This is a genomic window from Streptomyces sp. NPDC056373 (assembly GCF_042262425.1).
Lineage (GTDB): Bacteria > Actinomycetota > Actinomycetes > Streptomycetales > Streptomycetaceae > Streptomyces.
On sequence record NZ_JBHJPX010000013.1, the window covers coordinates 173694 to 190861 of the forward strand.

General features: G+C 71.8%; 19 protein-coding genes and 1 pseudogene. 10 read left to right on the forward strand and 10 right to left on the reverse strand.

Going from position 1 to position 17168, the window contains the following annotated elements; translation table 11 throughout:
• Window positions 1-71: 71 nt before the first annotated feature.
• From ACFCXS_RS27460 to ACFCXS_RS27480, 5 genes and pseudogenes are all read right to left on the reverse strand, one after another.
• The gene (locus ACFCXS_RS27460; RefSeq protein ID WP_376646005.1) at window positions 72-677 is read right to left on the reverse strand and encodes a TIGR04222 domain-containing membrane protein; all 606 of its coding nucleotides are present in this window, start codon (window positions 675-677) and stop codon (window positions 72-74) included.
• A 156-nt stretch (window positions 678-833) separates the two neighbouring features.
• Window positions 834-1070, reverse strand: coding sequence for a hypothetical protein (locus tag ACFCXS_RS27465; protein WP_376646006.1), 237 nt, complete (start codon window positions 1068-1070; stop codon window positions 834-836).
• Between the two features lie 310 nt (window positions 1071-1380).
• Window positions 1381-1555 (reverse strand): annotated as a pseudogene (locus tag ACFCXS_RS27470) (catalase-related domain-containing protein); the annotation flags it as partial.
• A gap of 215 nt (window positions 1556-1770) precedes the next feature.
• A complete protein-coding gene (locus ACFCXS_RS27475) occupies window positions 1771-2661 on the reverse strand; it encodes a 2-hydroxy-3-oxopropionate reductase (protein WP_376646007.1) in 891 nt (296 codons plus the stop codon).
• A 25-nt stretch (window positions 2662-2686) separates the two neighbouring features.
• Window positions 2687-3508 (reverse strand): TIM barrel protein, encoded by an 822-nt coding sequence (locus tag ACFCXS_RS27480; protein ID WP_376646008.1) that lies wholly within the window; start codon window positions 3506-3508, stop codon window positions 2687-2689.
• A 198-nt stretch (window positions 3509-3706) separates the two neighbouring features.
• On the opposite strand from ACFCXS_RS27480, the gene ACFCXS_RS27485 reads away from it, so the two are divergent.
• The 9 genes from ACFCXS_RS27485 (at window position 3707) to ACFCXS_RS27525 (ending at window position 12227) form a co-directional block, all read left to right on the forward strand.
• Complete coding sequence (locus ACFCXS_RS27485) at window positions 3707-3958, forward strand: thiamine-binding protein (protein ID WP_376646009.1); 252 nt, start codon at window positions 3707-3709, stop codon at window positions 3956-3958.
• Window positions 3955-4323, forward strand: a complete 369-nt coding sequence (locus tag ACFCXS_RS27490) for a helix-turn-helix domain-containing protein (protein WP_189593286.1) — start codon at window positions 3955-3957, stop codon at window positions 4321-4323. Before ACFCXS_RS27485 ends, ACFCXS_RS27490 begins: the two co-directional genes overlap by 4 nt.
• Window positions 4324-4456: 133 nt before the next feature.
• Complete coding sequence (gene uraD / locus ACFCXS_RS27495) at window positions 4457-4966, forward strand: 2-oxo-4-hydroxy-4-carboxy-5-ureidoimidazoline decarboxylase (RefSeq protein ID WP_376646010.1); 510 nt, start codon at window positions 4457-4459, stop codon at window positions 4964-4966.
• A 15-nt stretch (window positions 4967-4981) separates the two neighbouring features.
• Window positions 4982-5386, forward strand: coding sequence for a hydroxyisourate hydrolase (gene uraH / locus ACFCXS_RS27500; RefSeq protein ID WP_376646011.1), 405 nt, complete (start codon window positions 4982-4984; stop codon window positions 5384-5386).
• A 4-nt stretch (window positions 5387-5390) separates the two neighbouring features.
• Window positions 5391-6338 carry a factor-independent urate hydroxylase gene (gene pucL, locus ACFCXS_RS27505; protein WP_376646012.1) on the forward strand — a complete coding sequence of 316 codons (948 nt, stop codon included), beginning with the start codon at window positions 5391-5393 and terminating at the stop codon, window positions 6336-6338.
• Window positions 6339-6446: 108 nt separating this feature from the next.
• Complete coding sequence (locus ACFCXS_RS27510) at window positions 6447-7826, forward strand: 8-oxoguanine deaminase (protein WP_376646013.1); 1380 nt, start codon at window positions 6447-6449, stop codon at window positions 7824-7826.
• A 268-nt stretch (window positions 7827-8094) separates the two neighbouring features.
• Window positions 8095-9483: a nucleobase:cation symporter-2 family protein gene (locus tag ACFCXS_RS27515; RefSeq protein ID WP_376646014.1), complete on the forward strand. Its 1389-nt coding sequence runs from the start codon at window positions 8095-8097 to the stop codon at window positions 9481-9483.
• An 82-nt stretch (window positions 9484-9565) separates the two neighbouring features.
• A complete protein-coding gene (locus ACFCXS_RS27520; RefSeq protein ID WP_376646015.1) occupies window positions 9566-11194 on the forward strand; it encodes a protein kinase in 1629 nt (542 codons plus the stop codon).
• 157 nt (window positions 11195-11351) lie between these two features.
• Entirely contained in the window at window positions 11352-12227 is an 876-nt protein-coding gene (locus ACFCXS_RS27525) for a nuclease (protein WP_376646016.1), read from the forward strand.
• Window positions 12228-12317: 90 nt separating this feature from the next.
• Here the strand turns inward: ACFCXS_RS27525 and ACFCXS_RS27530 are convergent, their stop codons facing one another.
• The 5 genes from ACFCXS_RS27530 to ACFCXS_RS27550 form a co-directional block, all read right to left on the reverse strand.
• Window positions 12318-12740 (reverse strand): acyl-CoA thioesterase, encoded by a 423-nt coding sequence (locus ACFCXS_RS27530; RefSeq protein WP_376646017.1) that lies wholly within the window; start codon window positions 12738-12740, stop codon window positions 12318-12320.
• A 79-nt stretch (window positions 12741-12819) separates the two neighbouring features.
• Window positions 12820-13455 carry a hypothetical protein gene (locus ACFCXS_RS27535; RefSeq protein ID WP_376646018.1) on the reverse strand — a complete coding sequence of 212 codons (636 nt, stop codon included), beginning with the start codon at window positions 13453-13455 and terminating at the stop codon, window positions 12820-12822.
• 60 nt (window positions 13456-13515) lie between these two features.
• A complete protein-coding gene (locus ACFCXS_RS27540; protein WP_376646019.1) occupies window positions 13516-14421 on the reverse strand; it encodes a cytochrome c oxidase assembly protein in 906 nt (301 codons plus the stop codon).
• Entirely contained in the window at window positions 14421-14984 is a 564-nt protein-coding gene (locus tag ACFCXS_RS27545; RefSeq protein WP_376646020.1) for a DUF2243 domain-containing protein, read from the reverse strand. Before ACFCXS_RS27545 ends, ACFCXS_RS27540 begins: the two co-directional genes overlap by 1 nt.
• Window positions 14985-15123: 139 nt before the next feature.
• Window positions 15124-16332 (reverse strand): pyridoxal phosphate-dependent aminotransferase, encoded by a 1209-nt coding sequence (locus ACFCXS_RS27550; protein WP_376646021.1) that lies wholly within the window; start codon window positions 16330-16332, stop codon window positions 15124-15126.
• A gap of 85 nt (window positions 16333-16417) precedes the next feature.
• Here ACFCXS_RS27550 and ACFCXS_RS27555 point away from each other — a divergent pair, with 85 nt between their 5' ends.
• The gene (locus tag ACFCXS_RS27555) at window positions 16418-17044 is read left to right on the forward strand and encodes a winged helix-turn-helix transcriptional regulator (protein WP_376646022.1); all 627 of its coding nucleotides are present in this window, start codon (window positions 16418-16420) and stop codon (window positions 17042-17044) included.
• The last annotated feature ends 124 nt before the right edge of the window (window positions 17045-17168 follow it).

A 17168-nucleotide genomic window follows, 5' to 3' on the forward strand; every position in this document is an offset into this window, starting at 1 on the left:
AAGGGGCGGCCCGTCCGGGAGGACGGGCCGCCCCTCACGCGTTCCCGGCCCTCCGAAGGGCGCGGATCACCTCAGTCGCCGCCTCCACCGCCCCCGCCGCAGGAGAGGAAGGCGCCGCCACCGCCGTTCGTACTGTGTGGCCGGTCCTTGAGGAGGGCCGCGCCGCCCACCTCGGCCCGGCGCACCAGACCCGCCCGCAGGGCGAAGCGCGGCACCAGCAGCCGCAGGGCCGCCTCGCCGTGCAGGGCGACCAGCAGCAGCCGGTCACGGTCGGTCAGGCCGTGCCTGCTCGCCGGCAGGGGGTGGTCCCGCCGCAGGCCACGGACGTGGTGGCGGGCGGCGCGGGTCGGCCCGAGCATTGGACGGCGCAGCAGCCCCGCCTCCGCGAGCGGGATGCGCATGAGGGCCACCGCGAGCCGGATGCCGGGGTCCTTCACCAGGCTCTTGGGGGCGGCCGGCTCGCGCAGGCAGGTGCGCACCGAGGCCGCGAGGGCAGAAGGCGGCTGAGTCCCCTCCACGGCGTCCGCGACACGCGCCCGAATCGTCCCCGGCAGGCCCGCCTCCACCAGGCCCCGCAGATGCAGATCCACCACGGCGACGGTGACGGCGGCCCGCGGGCCTTCCCCCAGCAGTGCGATCTCGTGCGGCTCCAGCCGGACCGCCGTACCGTCGCTCATGGCTTCACCCCCGTACCGGGCCCGCCGCCCCCGTGCCGACGGGCCCGTGTGACGAGAATGTGCCCGGCCCCGGGGGCGGTTGAAGCCCCCGGGGCCGGGTTCAGAGCTTGATTTGAGGGTTCCGTACGGGCTGTACGACCGGTGGCGTAGACGCGCTCACGCCTCGTGGTGTTCCGACAGCCCCGGCCAGTCGTCCGGCCCGCCGCCCTGCCACTCGACGAGGTCGCTGTCGGCGACGTCCGTGACGTACAGGTCGGCCAGCCGCAGGAACTCGGCGACGTCATCGGTGTGCGTGGCGACGCCCAGCGGCTCCTCGCCGAGGGTGACCCGGCGGGAGCCGTCCAGGGCGGGGGCGTGGACCACGACGTGCGGGTGCTCGGCGGGAGGTGCCATGCCTTCAGGCTGCTGCCGGCGGGGCCGATCCGCACCCTGAGAGGGTCTGGCCGTCCGGCGGTGCGAGGCTGGGTGCGACAGGACGTTCGCGCCGCCGGACGGGGTCTGGGGGAGAGGGGTGGGTGGTGCTGGGACCGCGGCGGGTGCGACGGGCTCCGGGGCCGGTTTCCCTCAGGTCGAGAAGCCGGTCCGGGCCTTTCACCACCGCACTGGCTCGCACGCCGCCGCGGTCCGCGCCCTGGCCGTGTCCGTGCCCGGGGGACCACCCCTCATCCGGGTCTCCCCGGGCGGTCGGACACGGTCAGGGAGTTCAGTTCTCGCGCAGGGCGCGGACCGCCTCCTCCACGCACCGCCCGGACTCGGGGCCGGCGGCGTGGAAATGCGCGAGGTTCTTCTCGATCACGTCGTCGCGGGAGACCTTCGACAGGCCCGCCCGCGATGTTCGCGATCAGGCGGGACTCCTCCTCGGCCGCCGTCAGCCGGTACGAGACCGGGAAGAGGCGGTCGCCCGTCAGCCGGGTCACCCGGTGCGTGGCCTCGGGGGAGTGTGCCCAGAAGTCCCGGACGTCTGTACTGGTCATGGCTGGGTTCCGGGCGGCGCCGCCGCTTTGGGCGCGACAGGACAGGTGTCAGCGGCGGCGCCGCCCGGGGATCGGGAACCCCCGGGGCCACGAGGGCCGGGAGGGGGTCGGAGAGGAGGTCAGACCCGGGCGCCGGAGAGCCGCTCCACGGCCCGCAGCAGCGCGGAGTGGTCGAGGCCGCCGTCGCCCTGGGCACGCAGGGACGCCACCAGCTGGGCGACCACGGCGCCGACGGGCAGGGCCGCGCCGACGTTGCGGGCGGCGTCGGTGACGATGCCCATGTCCTTGTGGTGCAGGTCGATCCGGAAGCCCGGCTTGAAGTCCCGGCCGAGGAAGTTGTCCTTCTTGCGGGTCAGCACGGTCGAGCCGGCGAGTCCCCCGTTGAGGACGTCCAGGGCGGCCTTCAGGTCCACGCCGGACTTCTCCAGGAAGACGACCGCCTCGGCGCACGCCTGGATGTTCACGGCGACGATCAGCTGGTTGGCGGCCTTGACCGTCTGGCCGGAGCCGTGCGGACCGCACAGCACGATGGTCTTGCCGAGTGCTTCGAGGATCGGCTTCGCGGCGTCGAAGTCGGCCTGTTCGCCGCCGACCATGATGGACAGCACGGCCTCGACGGCACCTGCCTCGCCGCCGGACACCGGGGCGTCCAGGACGCGGATGCCCTTGTCCTTCGCCGCCTTCGCCAGGTCGACCGAGGTCTGGGGCGTGATCGAGGACATGTCGATCAGCAGCGCGCCGGGCCGCGCGTTCTCCAGGATGCCGTCCGGGCCGTAAGCGATCGCCTCGACCTGCGGGGAGGCCGGGACCATCGTGACGACCATGTCGGCGTCCTTCACGGCCTCGGCGATCGAACCTGCGGCGGTGCCGCCCGCGGCGGCCAGCCGGTCCAGCTTGTCCTGCTCCAGCGTGTAGCCGGTGACCTGGTGACCCGCCTTGATCAGGTTCTCGGACATGGGGGAGCCCATGATGCCGAGTCCGATCCAGGCGACCTTGGGGAGTGTGCTCATGATGGGGTGCCTTTCGGATACGGGGTCAGCGGGGCAGCCAGTCGAAGGCCTCGGCGCTCGGGCGGTCGCCCGGCTTGTACTCGAGGCCGACCCAGCCGTCGTAGCCCGCCTTCGTGAGCTGGTCGAGGAGGTCTTCGAGGGGCAGCGAGCCCGTGCCCGGCGCGCCACGGCCGGGGTTGTCGGCGATCTGGACGTGGCCGGTCTTCGGGGCGAACCGCTCGATCACCGACGGGAGGTCCTCGCCGTTCATGGACAGGTGGTAGAGGTCCATGAGGAAGCGCGCGTTGCCGAGTCCCGTCGCCTCGTTGACCCTGTCGACGACCTCGACGGCGGCCGGTGCGGACACCAGCGGGTACAGCGGCGACTCGGGCCTGTTCAGCGCCTCGATCAGCAGGACAGCGCCGATCCGGTCGGCGGCCCGGGCCGCGAGGACCAGGTTCTCCAGGGCGAGCGCGTCCTGCTCGGCCGGGTTTACGCCCTCGACGCGGTTGCCGTACAGCGCGTTGAGCGCCGTGCAGCCGAGGGAGGCGGCGAGGCCGGCTGCCACGTCGATGTTGGCGCGGAACCGCTCCGACTCCTCACCGGGGACCGACAGGGCGCCGCGGTCCGGGCCCGGGAGCTGCCCGGCGTAGAAGTTCAGACCGGTGAGCTGCACGCCGGCCTCCTCGATCGCGCGCTTCAGGGCGTCGAGCTCGGACTGCTCGGGGACCGGGGAGTCGACCCAGGGCCACCACAGCTCGACCGCGGTGAAGCCCGCCGCAGCGGCGGCCGCGGGGCGCTCCGGGAGGGGGAGCTCCGTGAAGAGGATCGACAGGTTGACGTTGAAGCGCTGGTCTGCGAATCCCATCGGGGCGGCGCTCCCTTCCTTGTCTTCGGTGATGCGTCTTCGGTGATGCGTCTTCGGTGGTGCTTGCCTTCAGCAGGACCCGTTTCGTAATTCCGCATTGTGGAATCATGTTTCTGCTTAACGGAAGATTGCCTGTGGGGTGCGAGGGCTGTCAAGAGGGGCTGCCGGAAAGTCCGTCCCGCGCGTTAGGTTGAGCGCGTGCGACTGAGAGTGGAGTTCACGACCGAGCCGTTCGACCTGGACGAGGCGCCCGCGCACGCGGTGGTGGCCCGTGAGGTCGTGGAGGCCGCCGAGCTGGACGCCGTCGACGTGGGTCCGTTCGGCAACACCGTGGAGGGCGGCGCCGACGCGGTGCTCACCGCTGTGGACGCCCTGCTCCGCAAGGCCCTGGAGGCCGGTGCCACCCGCGTCTCGCTCCAGGTCAACGTGGTCGAGGAGGGCGGGGCGTGAGTGGCGCGGGGGACGAGCCGTTCATCGCGGCCGTGAAACCCCTGGTCGACGCCATGGGCGGGGAGATGATCCCGCCCGACGAGGCCGGCCCCGACGACGTCGTCCTGGCCTGGGAGGGCAGGGACGCCGTCGCCGTACGGCTGCCCCAGCTCGCCGACTCCCTCGATCACATCCTGGCCGCCATGGAGCGCCGCAAGGGCATGCCGCTGGCCGATCTGGACCGCAGGGCCAAGCAGGAGGTCGTGCGGATACTCGAGGCGCGCGGCGCCTTCTCCGTGCGGCACGGGGTGGAGACCGTGGCGAGCGCCCTCGGTGTCAGCCGCTTCACCGTCTACAACTACCTCAACCGCGAGAAGGGGGCCTGACCGGCCCCAGGTGCACTGCTCCGGTTTCGCGCCCCCGAATTTTCAACAAACTGTTGACGTGCTGTAGCGGGAGGGCGTTAGCTGTCGGCACGCCCGTTCAGCACGACGGCCGAATCCGGCCACGGAGGCTCCCGTGACGTCCACTTCCACGCCGCCGGGTCTGACCCGGTTCAACACCCTCGAGGAGCACGCGGCCCACGCCGCACTCCACGAGGCGTGCGCCGCCACGGCGTGGGCGAAGCGCCTGCTGGCCGCCCGCCCCTACGCCACCTGCGAGGACCTGTACACCGCGAGCGACGCCGCCATGGCGGAGCTGACGGCCGCGGACCTCGACGAGGCGATGGCCGGCCACCCGCCCATCGGCCGCCCCAGGCCCGGTGACCCCACCTCGGCCAGGGAGCAGCGCGGCATGGCGGGCGCCTCCGACGCGCTCAGGGCGGAGATGCTGGAGCTGAACCTTGCCTACCAGGAGAGGTTCGGCCATGTCTTCCTGATCTGCGCCACCGGGCGCACCGGCGAGCAGATGCGCGACGCGGTCAGGGAACGGCTCGGCAACACACCGGAGCGGGAGCGGGAGATCGTCCGCGCCGAACTGGGGAAGATCAACCGCATTCGGCTCGCCCGTCTCGTCGAAGACGACTGAAGAGGACGCCCGACCATGAGCACCAGCACCACCGCATCCGTGTCCACGCACATCCTGGACACCAGCGTCGGCCGCCCCGCCGAGGGCGTCGCCGTCCACCTGTCCGCCCGCTCCGGGCGTGCAGCCGACTGGCAGGGGCTCGGCGGCTCGGCGACCGACGCGGACGGGCGGTGCAAGGACCTCCCGGCGCTGCCGGAGGGCACCACCCACGTACGCCTCGACTTCGCCGTCGAGCCGTACTTCGAGAAGTCCGCGAACCAGAAGGCCGATGCGCAGCAGGACGCCCCCGCGAATCGGGACAGCGGCGCCGGCGTGTTCTTCCCGGAGGTGGCGATCACGTTCGCCGTCGTGCCGGGCGAGCACTACCACGTACCGCTGCTGCTCAACCCGTTCGGCTACTCCGTATACCGAGGGAGCTAGCTAAATGACCGTCAATTCCCGCCCTGCCCGCCCTGTGATGCTGGGACAGAACCAGTACGGCAAGGCCGAGAACCGAGTCGTCAAGATCACGCGGGACGGCGCCACCCACCACATCAAGGACCTGAACGTCTCCGTCGCGCTGAGCGGCGACATGGAGGAGGTCCACTACTCGGGCTCGAACGCCAACGTCCTGCCGACCGACACCACCAAGAACACGGTGTACGCGTTCGCCAAGGAGCACGGCATCGAGTCCGCCGAGCAGTTCGGCATCCACCTCGCCCGGCACTTCGTCACCTCGCAGGAGCCGATCAAGACCGCCCGGATCCGCATCGAGGAGTACGCCTGGGAACGGATCGAGGCCTCCGGCGCCGACTCGCAGTCCATCGGCGCCGACGAGGCCAAGCACTCCTTCGTCCGCAAGGGCCAGGAGACGCGGCTCACCCAGATCACCTACGACGGCTCGGCGTGGGAGGTCGTCTCCGGCCTGAAGGACCTCGTCGTGATGAACTCGACCGACTCCGAGTTCTGGGGCTACGTCAAGGACAAGTACACGACCCTGAAGGAGGCCTACGACCGCATACTGGCCACCGAGGTCTCCGGCCGCTGGCGGTTCAACTGGACCGACGACGAGCAGCGCATGCCCGACTGGGAGAAGTCCTACGAGCAGGTCAGGAAGCACATGCTCAAGGCCTTCGCCGAGACCTACTCGCTCTCGCTCCAGCAGACCCTGTACCAGATGGGTGCGCGGATCATCGACAACCGCGGCGAGATCGACGAGGTCCGCTTCTCCCTCCCGAACAAGCACCACTTCCTGGTCGACCTGGAGCCCTTCGGGCTGAAGAACGACAATGAGGTGTACTACGCCGCCGACCGCCCCTACGGCCTGATCGAGGCGACGGTCCTGCGGGACGGCTGCGAGGCGAAGATCCCCGTGGACCTCACCAACCTCTGAGGTTCCCTCTTTCGGCACCCGTGGCCGGGGAACCCTCCTCCCGGCCACGGCACTCAAAACTTCCGGGGTCCTGCCGTGCCCTCTCCACCACTGCGCAAAGGACGAACCATGGCAGCAGACCGGCGCATCGTCATCGAGAACTGTGCGATCGCGACCGTCGACGGACACGACACCGAGTACGCCTCCGGGCACGTCGTCCTCGCCGGCAACCGCATCGAGTCGCTCGGCGCGGGCGCGGCCCCCGAGGGCCTGGAGAACGTCGTACGCCGTATCGACGCCACCGGCCACCTCGTGACGCCCGGCCTGATCAACACCCACCACCACTTCTACCAGTGGATCACCCGCGGCCTGGCCACGGACCACAACCTCTTCAACTGGCTCGTCGCGCTGTACCCGACCTGGGCGCGCATCGACGAGCCCATGGTCCGCGCGGCCGCCCAGGGCTCCCTTGCGATGATGGCCCGCGGCGGCGTCACCACCGCCATGGACCACCACTACGTCTTCCCGCGGGGCTCGGGCGACCTCTCCGGCGCGATCATCGGCGCCGCCCGCGACATGGGAGTCCGCTTCACCCTCGCCCGCGGCTCCATGGACCGCAGCGAGAAGGACGGCGGCCTGCCCCCGGACTTCGCCGTGGAGACCCTCGACGGTGCGCTCGCGGCCACCGAGGAGACCGTGCGCCGGCACCACGACTCCTCCTTCGACGCCATGACCCAGGTCGCCGTCGCCCCCTGCTCGCCCTTCTCCGTCTCCACCGAACTGCTCCGAGACGGAGCCCAGTTGGCCCGCCGCCTCGGCGTCCGCCTCCACACCCACGGCTCGGAGACCGTGGAGGAGGAGAAGTTCTGCCACGAACTGTTCGGCATGGGCCCGACCGACTACTTCGAGTCCACCGGCTGGCTCGGCGAGGACGTGTGGATGGCGCACTGCGTCCACATGAACGACTCCGACATCGCCGCCTTCGCCCGGTCCCGCACCGGCGTCGCGCACTGCCCGTCCTCCAACGCCCGCCTCGCCGCCGGGATCGCCCGCGTCCCCGACATGCTCGCCGCCGGCGTTCCCGTAGGCCTCGGCGTCGACGGCACCGCCTCCAACGAGTCCGGCGAACTCCACACCGAACTGCGCAACGCCCTCCTCATCAACCGCCTCGGCGGCCACAAGGAGTCGGCGCTGAACGCCCGCCAGGCCCTGCGCCTCGGCACGTACGGCGGCGCCCAGGTCCTCGGCCGGGCCGCCGAGACCGGCTCCCTGGAGCCCGGCAAGCTCGCCGACCTCGTGCTGTGGAAGCTGGACACGCTCGCCCACGCCTCCATCGCCGACCCGGTGACCGCCCTGGTCTTCGGCGCGGCCGCCCCGGTAACCGCCTCCTTCGTGAACGGCCGGCAGATCGTCGAGGACGGACGGCTGCTCACGGCCGACGAGGATGCCATCGCCCGCGCCACGCGGGACGAGGCCCAGCGCCTGGCGAAGATCGCCGCCGAGGCCTGAACACCCGGATGACTCCGGCCGGGAGGGACGGCTCCCGGCCGGTGGCCGTGAACCCGAGCGGGGTCCACGGCGGTCGTCTCCGGGGCGCGCGCGTGGACGCGCGCGCCCCGGAACGGCCACCCCGTCACCCGCATGTCCCGGTCCCTCCCGCAAGCTCCCGGCTTCGCTCGAGCAGGGAGGCACCCCCCATGACCACACCCGCACCACCTCCCTGACACCCACGGCGGCCCCCGGGCACGACCGTGTAACCGACCGGAGGGACGCCGCCGTGGCCGACCACCCCGTTGACGAAAAACTCCCCGCGCTCAAGATGGCGACGACCGGCCTGCAGCACGTGGCCGCCATGTACGCCGGAGTCGTCGCCCCGCCCCTGATCGTCGGCGCGGCCATCGGCCTCACCGCCACCGACCTGACCTTCCTCACCGGAGCCTGCCTGTTCACCGCGGGCCTCGCCACCTTCCTGCAGACCCTCGGCATCTGGAGGATCGGCGCCCGGCTGCCCTTCGTCAACGGCGTCACCTTCGCCGGTGTCGCCCCGATGACCGCCATCGTCGCCTCCACGGCGGACAAGTCCGACGCCCTGCCGATCATCTTCGGCGCGGTCATCGTCGCCGGACTCCTCGGCTTCCTCGCCGCTCCCGTCTTCTGCAAGGCCATCCGCTTCTTCCCGCCCGTCGTGACCGGCACGGTCATCACCCTCATCGGCATATCGCTGCTCCCGGTCGCCTTCGGCTGGGCGCAGGGCCCCGACCCGACGGCGCACGACTACGGTTCGGCGACCAACTTGGGCCTCGCGGCCGTCACCCTGCTGATCGTCCTGCTGCTGCGCCGCTTCACCACGGGCTTCGTCAAGCAGATCGCCGTGCTGCTCGGCCTGGTGATCGGCACGCTCATCGCGATCCCGTTCGGCGCCACGGACTTCGCCCCCGTCGCGGACGCGGCCGTCATCGGCTTTCCCACCCCGTTCCACTTCGGCGCACCGCAGTTCCAGCTCGCCGCCATCATCTCGATGTGCGTGGTGATGGTGGTGTCGATGACCGAGTCGACCGCCGACATGCTGGCCCTGGGCGAGATCGTCGAGCGCCCGGCCGACGAGAGGACCATCGCGGCCGGCCTGCGCGCCGACACCCTCGGCTCGGCGATCAGCCCTCTCTTCAACGGCTTCATGTGCAGCGCCTTCGCGCAGAACATCGGCCTGGTCGCCATGACGAAGATCCGCAGCCGGTACGTCGTCGCCGCGGGCGGCGGCTTCCTGGTGCTGATGGGCCTGTGCCCGATGGCGGCCTCGCTGATCGCCGTCGTACCGCGCCCGGTGCTCGGCGGGGCAGGCGTCGTCCTGTTCGGCTCGGTCGCCGCCAGCGGCATCCAGACCCTGGTCCGGGCCGCCCTGGACAGGGACAACAACGTCCTGATCGTGGCCGTCTCCCTGGCCGTCGGCATCATCCCGATCACGGCCCCGGAGTTCTACCACGCCTTCCCGGAAACAGCCCGCATCGTCCTGGACTCCGGCATCTCCACGGGCTGTGTGGCGGCCGTGCTGCTCAACCTGGTCTTCAACCACCTGGGCCGGGGCGGCCGGGACGCCCATGACGTGACCCACCCGATGGAGGTGCCCGAGGACCTCACGGACGTACCGAGGGCGCCGGCCGCGCCATGAGCCCGCCGGAATCCGCTTAGGCTTCTGCCTTGGTCAACTCCTGGTTGACCGGGGGATCAGGGGATGAGGGGGAGACGGGCCGATGAACCACGCGACCGAGGCGTTCCAGCCGTTGCGGGCGGACGACCCGCCCGTGGTCGCCGGGTACCGCCTGGCGGCCCGGCTCGGTGCGGGCGGCATGGGCCGGGTCTACCTGTCGCACACGCAGGGCGGCCGGCCCGTGGCGATCAAGGTCGTACGGCCGGAACTGGCCGACGACCCGGCCTTCCGGCGCCGGTTTCGCCGGGAGGTCGACGCGGCCCGGCGGGTCCGGGGCGCCTACACCGCCGAGCTGATCGACGCCGACGCCGACGGCACCCCGCCCTGGGCGGCCACGCTGTACGTCCCCGGCCCCTCGCTGACCGACGCCGTCGCCCGGCGCGGACCGCTGCCGGTCCCCGCCGTGCTGTGGCTGACGGCCGGGGTGGCCGAGGCGCTCCAGGCCATCCACGCCGCCGGCATCGTGCACCGGGACCTCAAGCCGTCCAACGTGCTGCTCGCCGCCGACGGGCCGCGCGTGATCGACTTCGGCATCTCGCTGGCCGCCGACTTCACCTCGTACACCGCCACCGGCGCCGCCGTCGGCACGCCCCACTTCATGGCTCCCGAGCAGGCGTCCGCGGGTGACGTCACGGCGGCGACCGATGTCTTCGCCCTGGGCCAGACGGCCGCGTTCGCGGCCCTGGGCCGCCCGCTGTACGGGGAAGGCTCCGCGGTCGGAGTGCTGTACCGGATCGTGCACGACCGGCCCGACCTGTCCCTGCTGCCCGAGCAGCTCCGACTGCTGTTCGCCCGCTGCCTGGCCGCCGACCCGCGGGACAGGGCGGACCTGGCGGAGATCGTCGACTGGTGCCGCCGGCGACTGGGGACGGACGCCGGAGCGAGCGCGGGCCCGGCGGTCTGGCGGGACGTCATGGGACCGGAGCCGACGGCGCCCTCCCCGCTCCCCACCCCCACCCGGGTCCTGCCCCGGCCGCTGGTCGTCACCCAGCCTCGGACGCTGCCGGCCGGGCCGGGGGAGGGGCGGACGCGAAGACGGCGCGGCGTCCTCCTCACGACCGCCGCGGTGGCGGCCGGGGCCCTGGTCCTGACGGGCCTGGCGTGGACGGTCGCGAACGCGGGGGGCAGGTTCGGCGAGTGGGTGGCGGGTGCGCCCTCGACGCCGGGGCCGAGGGAGTCCGGGCGGTCGTCGGGGCAGGCGTCGTCGTCCGCCCCCGAAGGCGGAACCGGAGTGTCCGAGGCCGACGGGCGGACGCCGGTGGGAGCCGAGCCTTCCCCGGACCGGTCCCCGTCACCACGCGTCGAAGCCCAGGCCCTGTTGATGCTGACCCCGGAGAGTTCCCTGAGCTTCCGCAAGCCGTTCATGCGCGACGACCGCAAGGGCGACATCCGCCTCGACTGCAAGAGCGTCGGCTGCGCGGTGGAGAGCGACACCAGCGTCTTCGTTCAGCTCTTCGGCAAGTCCGGGGCGACCCTCGACGAGTGCCGGCTGATCCTCGCCCGTGCCGACCGCCACCGCTGGACCCTGGCCGCGGCGGCCGCCGGCAGCGAGATCTGCGTCCAGCACAAGAACGGGGACATCGCCCTGCTGGTGCTCCAGACGAAGTCGACGGCGTTGCCCGACATCGCCTTCGTGCAGCTGGACATGACGATCTGGCGAGACGCCGCCTGACCTTTCGAGCGCCCGGTGGCGGTTCGACGTGTCCCGTCGCAGACGTTGAACCGCCAACAGGACCCAGGGGCACCGCTGACGCATAGTGAGGAGTGGCCGTGCGGCGTCCGTCCGCGCATCTCTGGCCGCTACCCGGCGTCCGTGAGGAGGCCCCCTCATGCCGTACACCCGCATTCAAGGCGAATTCCGCATCGTGGGGACGAGCCCCGACGGGGACACGGTCCGGTTCTACCCGGACGACCCTGCGGTCTGGGACACGATCCCCGCCCCGGTTCCCCTTCAGATCCACGGCCCTGGCGGAGTCAATCTGCGCTTGGAGGGCATCGACGCCCTGGAGACGCACTTCGATCCCCCCTTCGTGGGCGGGGGCGTGCTGCACCAGCCCAAGGCGCAGGCCGAAGGGGCGGCCGCCGAACTGCTGCGCCTCCTCGGCTTCGACCCCGTACAGCGCACCCCGAGCGGGAAGGTCAAGGCCCCCACCAACCCCGCCGCCGTCCGCGGATACGTCCTGACCCGGGGCGGTGACCCGCTCGGCCGCTGCATCGCCTTCACCGGGCCGGGAGCAGGACCGGACGCCGATGCCCACGGCAACGTCTTCTTCACGCCGGCCATGCTGCACGAGACCGTCAACCACAAGCTGCTCGCCAAGGGCTTCGTCTATCCGACCTTCTACCGGTCGCTCTTCCCCGACCTGCGCAACGACATGACCGCGACCGCGCACCAGGCCCAGGCCGACGGTGAGGGTCTGTGGCCGCTCGACAAGACGCAGAAGCCCACGGCGGTCGTGGGTCCTCCGGAGGTCAGCAAGGACGTCATCCTGCCCAAGTTCTACCGGCGGCTGGGCGAGTACGTGCTGCTGAACGACGGGGACCCCGACCTCGGCGGCTTCGTGGAGTTCCTGCGTCGCAAGGCCGACACGTTCACCCTCCTCTCCACCGGGCACACCAGCACCGGGCTCGACCTCATCATCGAGGTCGACGACACCAAGGTCCGCTGGACCCACGACATCGAGGACATCGTCTTCGACGGCTGACCCGCGGACCGGGTGAACCGGCAGACCGAGCGGGCGGGCTCGCCCGGTGTCCGCGCACCGCGCGAGCCCGTGCACCGCGCGAGAAGGCGTCTAGAGCCCGAACAGCCCCGGGTCCGAGGCCAGCTTCTTGAAGACCTCCGCGGGATCGGCGACCAGCTTGCGCTTCTCCAGGTCCAGGATCCCGCCGACCGCCGTGATCTCCGCGGCCACCGTGCCGTCGGACTTCACGACGGTCTGCTCGATCCGGAACGTCTTGCCGCCGCCCCACTCGAAGGCACAGGTCACCTCGACCTCGTCGCCCGCGAGCAGCTCGCGTTTGTAGCGGATGGTCGTCTCCAGGGCGACCGGGCCCACGCCGCTGCCGATGAGGGCGGACTGGCTGATCCCCGCGGCATGGAGCAACGACCAGCGGGCGTGCTCCGCGTAGTTCAGATAGACCGCCTGGTTGAGGTGCCCCTGCACGTCCGTCTCGTACCCACGGACGGTCACGGGGACGGAATACGCCTTGCTCACGGCTTTCCCTTCTCGCACCGGATCTCTCCCACCGGACTCTCGTGCACTGCGCAACGATCCCCCGATCTTGGCATGCTCATCACGCCCGGCGCGGGGAAGCCAGCAGATAGCGGCTGCCGGTGCGCGGCTCGCGGTGCTCGCTCACCTGCCAGCCTGCTGCCTCCAGGGTGGCCGCGCAGGCCCGCAGCGCGTCGCCGTCCGGCTCATGGACAGCGACGGCCTCCGGCTGCGGGGTCTCCCGTACGCGATAGCCCCCGCCCTCCGGCCCCGCCGGAGGGCGACCGGCCGCCTCCAGTGCCAGCGCCGCGGCCCGCACCAGATGCGTACGCTCCCAGCCGCACGGCCGGTCCACGTCCCCGCCAGGGTTGGTCATCCGGCGCAGCTCCAGCAGCCCCTGCCAGGCACTGTGCACCTCACGGCGCCGGGCGGGACCGGCCTGAGGAGCGTCCTCCTCACCTCCGACGCGTGCGGCGAACACGCCCGTCGGCGCGGGGGTCTCCGGGGCTCCGGCTGCCTCGGGTGCCTGGGTGATGCCCTGCCGCACCCGATGCCCCTCCGGGGTCAGGAAGTGATCGTGCGGCGGCCGGGGGTGGCGGAAGGCGAGACCCCGCTTCACCAGTGCCGTGAGCTGCGCCTGCGTGCCACGGAGCCGCCCGGTGACGGGATCGGCGGTGTCGATGAGACGCCGCTGGGCGACGGTCGGCGGTCGGGTCACGGCGTGCTCCTCTCCGGCCTCGGGCAGGCTCCCGGGCTTCACGCCCCACGTGCTCGAAGGCTACGACCCGCCACTGACATTCCGGGCCGGGACGCCTCCCCGCCCCGCGCCCCGGCCTGCCGCGCTCCAGCCTGCCGCGCTCCGGCCCGCTGAGCCCCGCCCCGCCACGCGCCGGGGCTCGGGCCGCCATGTGGCGACCAGTGCGGCGGCCAGCATCAGCTCGGCCAGGTCACCGCCGTAGTACATGATCTCCGCGCCGCCCCGCACCTGGTCGATCGGCGCGTGGATGTCGACCCGGAAGCCGCCGTACATCAACTGGGAGATCACGGCGTGCGCGGCGATCGCGACGCCCAGGCAGACCAGCCGGGCCCTGACCCCCGGCCGGGCGGGGGCCGGGTCGGGGCCGGCGATGGCGTGGGCGAACAGGCATCCGGAGAGCAGGAAGTGCGCGTGCAGCAGCCAGTGCGCCGCCGGGCCGGCCGTGATCGCGTTGTACAGCGGGGTGAAGTACAGCACCGCGAGGCCGCCCGTGGAGAGCGCCAGCGCGACCGCCGGGTGGGCGATCACGCGTCCGGGCGGACTGTGCAGCACCGCGGTCAGGCGCCGGCCCCGGGACGCGGGCAGGGTGCGCAGCAGGAGCGTGACGGGGGCGGCCAGGACCAGGGCGAGCGGCGCGTACATGCCGATGAGCAGGTGCTGGACCATGTGCCCGCGGAAGTCCTCGTGGGCGAAGGGCGCCACAGGCGGCAGCGCAGCGATACCGAGCAGGAGGATCCCGCCCAGGAACCAGCCGGTCCGCCACCGGCTCCAGCCGAGGGCCGGATTGCGCCGGCACGCCCGGCGGACGAGCAGCAGGTAGGCGCCGGAGGCGGCGAGCAGCAGGAGCGCCGGCGGCAGCCAGTCCGGGACGCCGCCGCCCGCGGCGTGTCCGTGTCCGTTCCCGTTCCCGTGCAGTTGGTGGCCCATCAGCCGTCCAGACCCTCGTGCCGGCCGGCCGCCGCACGGGGGTCGAAGGACCGGCCGCTGCGCCGGAGCAGATGACCGCCGGCGACCAGCAGGGCGCCCAGGACGAGGAAGCCGATGTCCCACCACACCTGGCCCTCCCCGGCGCGGACGTGGTGGATGCCGAGGACGTGGTGGTCCAGCACGCCCTCCACGAGGTTGAACAGGCCCCAGCCGACGAGCATCCAGCCCCACAGCACCCGGGAGGTCCACACCCGCCGCCGGTCGTGGGTGACCCGCGCGTACAGCACGGCCAGCCCGAGCAGGACCGCCAGCCAGCACACGGTGTGGAAGACGCCGTCCCACAGGGTGTTCATCTCCAGACCGGAGACGGTGTGGGGGTTGTAGTACTTCACCCCGATGCGGTCCTGGTTGGTGCTGGAGAGCATGTGGTGCCACTGCAGCAGCTGGTGCAGCAGGATGCCGTCGGCGAACCCGCCCATCCCGACCCCGAGCACGATGCCCGGCAACCGGAGGTCCGCCGTTCGTGGGGTGCCGACCCGGGCTTCACCTTGCGTGGTGGCCATCACTCGTCTCCGCTCCTGCCTGGGGGAAGGACCGAGGACGACGTTCCCTGCTGCGCGCCGCTCACGCGCTGCGCTCGGCGCCCGTCCGGCTCAAAGGCCCTTTCCGGTCCCCCGCAGGTCGGCGGGAAACGCTCGGGGTCTACTGGCGGTACCCGCCGAGGAACCGCCCGATCCGGCCGATCGCCGCCTCCAGGTCCTCCGCGTGGGGCAGCGTCAGGATGCGGAAGTGGTCCGGCGTCGGCCAGTTGAAGCCGGTGCCCTGGACGACCTGGATCTTCTCCCGCAGCAGCAGGTCCAGGACGAACCTCTCGTCGTCGTGGATCCTGTGCACCTTGGGGTCGAGGCGCGGGAAGGCGTAGAGCGAGCCCTTCGGCTTCACGCAGGTCACACCGGGGATCTCGTTCAGCTTCTCCCAGGCCACGGTGCGCTGTTCGTGCAGCCTGCCGCCGGGCGCGGTCAGCTCGCGGATGGACTGCCGGCCGCCGAGCGCGGCCTGGATGGCGTACTGCGCGGGCGCGTTGGCGCACAGCCGCATCGAGGCCAGCATGGTGAGGCCCTCCAGGTAGTCCTTGGCGTGCTGCCGCGGACCCGTGACCACCAGCCAGCCGGAGCGGAAGCCCGCCACCCGGTAGGTCTTGGACAGCCCGCAGAAGGTGAGGACCACCAGGTCGGGGGCGAGGGCCGCGGCCGAGTGGTGCACGGCGTCGTCGTAGAGGATCTGGTCGTAGATCTCGTCGGCGAAGACCATGAGGCCGTGCCGCCGGGCGAGGCCGAGGATGCCCTCGACGATCTCCCTGGGGTAGACCGCGCCGGTGGGGTTGTTCGGGTTGATGATCACGACCGCCTTGGTACGGTCGGTGATCTTCGACGCCATGTCGTCGAGGTCGGGGTACCAGTCGGCCTGCTCGTCGCACAGGTAGTGGACCGCCTTGCCGCCCGCCAGGGTCGTCACCGCCGTCCAGAGGGGGAAGTCCGGGGCGGGCACGAGGACCTCGTCGCCGTCCTCGATGAGCGCCTGCACGGCCATCGACACCAGTTCCGAGACGCCGTTGCCGAGGAAGACGTCGTCGACGTCGACCTCCAGGCCGAGGGTCTGGTAGCGCTGGGCCACGGCCCGGCGGGCGGAGAGGACGCCGCGCGAGTCGGTGTAGCCGTGCGCCTGGGGCAGCATCCGGATCATGTCCTGGAGGATCTCCTCCGGCGCCTCGAACCCGAAGAGCGCGGGATTGCCGGTGTTCAGGCGCAGCACGCTGTGGCCCGCCTCCTCCAGCGCGTTGGCGTGCTCGATCACCGGGCCGCGGATCTCGTAGCAGACCTCGCTGAGCTTGCTCGACTGCCGGAACTCCATGCGCCGCTCTCCTCTGCCGATCGTGTTGCTTGGTTTTACCAAGTACGCGCTTGGAAAGTCCAACAACTTGTCTAGACTGCGTCGCATGCCACCTCGCCGAAGCTACGACCAGTACTGCTCCGCCGCCCGCGCGCTCGACGTCGTCGGTGACCGCTGGACCCTGCTGATCGTCCGGGAGCTGCTCGCCGGTCCCCGCCGCTACACCGACCTGCACGCGGACCTGCCCGGCGTCAGCACCGACGTCCTCGCCTCACGGCTGAAGGACATGGAGCGCGACGGCCTCGCGACCCGGCGCCGGCTGCCACCGCCCGGCGCGGCGTACGTGTACGAAGTCACGCCTCGCGGACGCGAGTTGCTGCCCGTGCTGCAGGCGCTGGGGGAGTGGGGGCAGGCCGAGCTGGGGGAGCGCCGGGCGACGGACGCGGTCCGGGCGCACTGGTTCGCGCTGCCGCTGCTGCGCCTGCTGGACGGCGAGGGGCTCGTCGAAGTCCGCCTGGAGGAAGGCCTGTTTCATCTGTACGCCGGTGCCGAGGAGGGTCCCGTGTACGGCGACGGGCCCGCCCCGGCGGAGCCGGACGCCCGGCTGGTCCTGGACGCCGCGACGTGCGCGGCGCTCAGCAGGGGGGAGCTGGGTCTGGCCCGGGCCGTGGGGGAGGGGCGGGTCGAGGTCGGCGGCGAGGGAACTCTGGCCAAGGCGCTGCGCGAGGAATGAGAGAAGGCCCGCACGTGGCGGGCCTTCTGAGGGGCGATCAGGTGATGGCCGGATCTCCTGAGAGGCGATCAGGTGATGGCCGGATCTCCTGAGGGTCGATCAGGTGATGGCCGATCAGGGCCGG

Excerpts from the sequence above, each read along its gene's own strand:
- ACFCXS_RS27460 (WP_376646005.1), bottom strand. The coding sequence starts at position 677 with ATGAGCGACGGTACGGCGGTCCGGCTGGAGCCGCACGAGATCGCACTG.
- ACFCXS_RS27480 (WP_376646008.1), bottom strand. The coding sequence starts at position 3,508 with ATGGGATTCGCAGACCAGCGCTTCAACGTCAACCTGTCGATCCTCTTC.
- ACFCXS_RS27520 (WP_376646015.1), top strand. The coding sequence starts at position 9,566 with ATGAACCACGCGACCGAGGCGTTCCAGCCGTTGCGGGCGGACGACCCG.
- ACFCXS_RS27510 (WP_376646013.1), top strand. The coding sequence starts at position 6,447 with ATGGCAGCAGACCGGCGCATCGTCATCGAGAACTGTGCGATCGCGACC.
- ACFCXS_RS27540 (WP_376646019.1), bottom strand. The coding sequence starts at position 14,421 with ATGGGCCACCAACTGCACGGGAACGGGAACGGACACGGACACGCCGCG.
- pucL (WP_376646012.1), top strand. The coding sequence starts at position 5,391 with ATGACCGTCAATTCCCGCCCTGCCCGCCCTGTGATGCTGGGACAGAAC.
- ACFCXS_RS27475 (WP_376646007.1), bottom strand. The coding sequence starts at position 2,661 with ATGAGCACACTCCCCAAGGTCGCCTGGATCGGACTCGGCATCATGGGC.
- ACFCXS_RS27525 (WP_376646016.1), top strand. The coding sequence starts at position 11,352 with ATGCCGTACACCCGCATTCAAGGCGAATTCCGCATCGTGGGGACGAGC.
- ACFCXS_RS27545 (WP_376646020.1), bottom strand. The coding sequence starts at position 14,984 with ATGGCCACCACGCAAGGTGAAGCCCGGGTCGGCACCCCACGAACGGCG.
- uraH (WP_376646011.1), top strand. The coding sequence starts at position 4,982 with ATGAGCACCAGCACCACCGCATCCGTGTCCACGCACATCCTGGACACC.
- ACFCXS_RS27465 (WP_376646006.1), bottom strand. The coding sequence starts at position 1,070 with ATGGCACCTCCCGCCGAGCACCCGCACGTCGTGGTCCACGCCCCCGCC.
- ACFCXS_RS27550 (WP_376646021.1), bottom strand. The coding sequence starts at position 16,332 with ATGGAGTTCCGGCAGTCGAGCAAGCTCAGCGAGGTCTGCTACGAGATC.
- ACFCXS_RS27555 (WP_376646022.1), top strand. The coding sequence starts at position 16,418 with ATGCCACCTCGCCGAAGCTACGACCAGTACTGCTCCGCCGCCCGCGCG.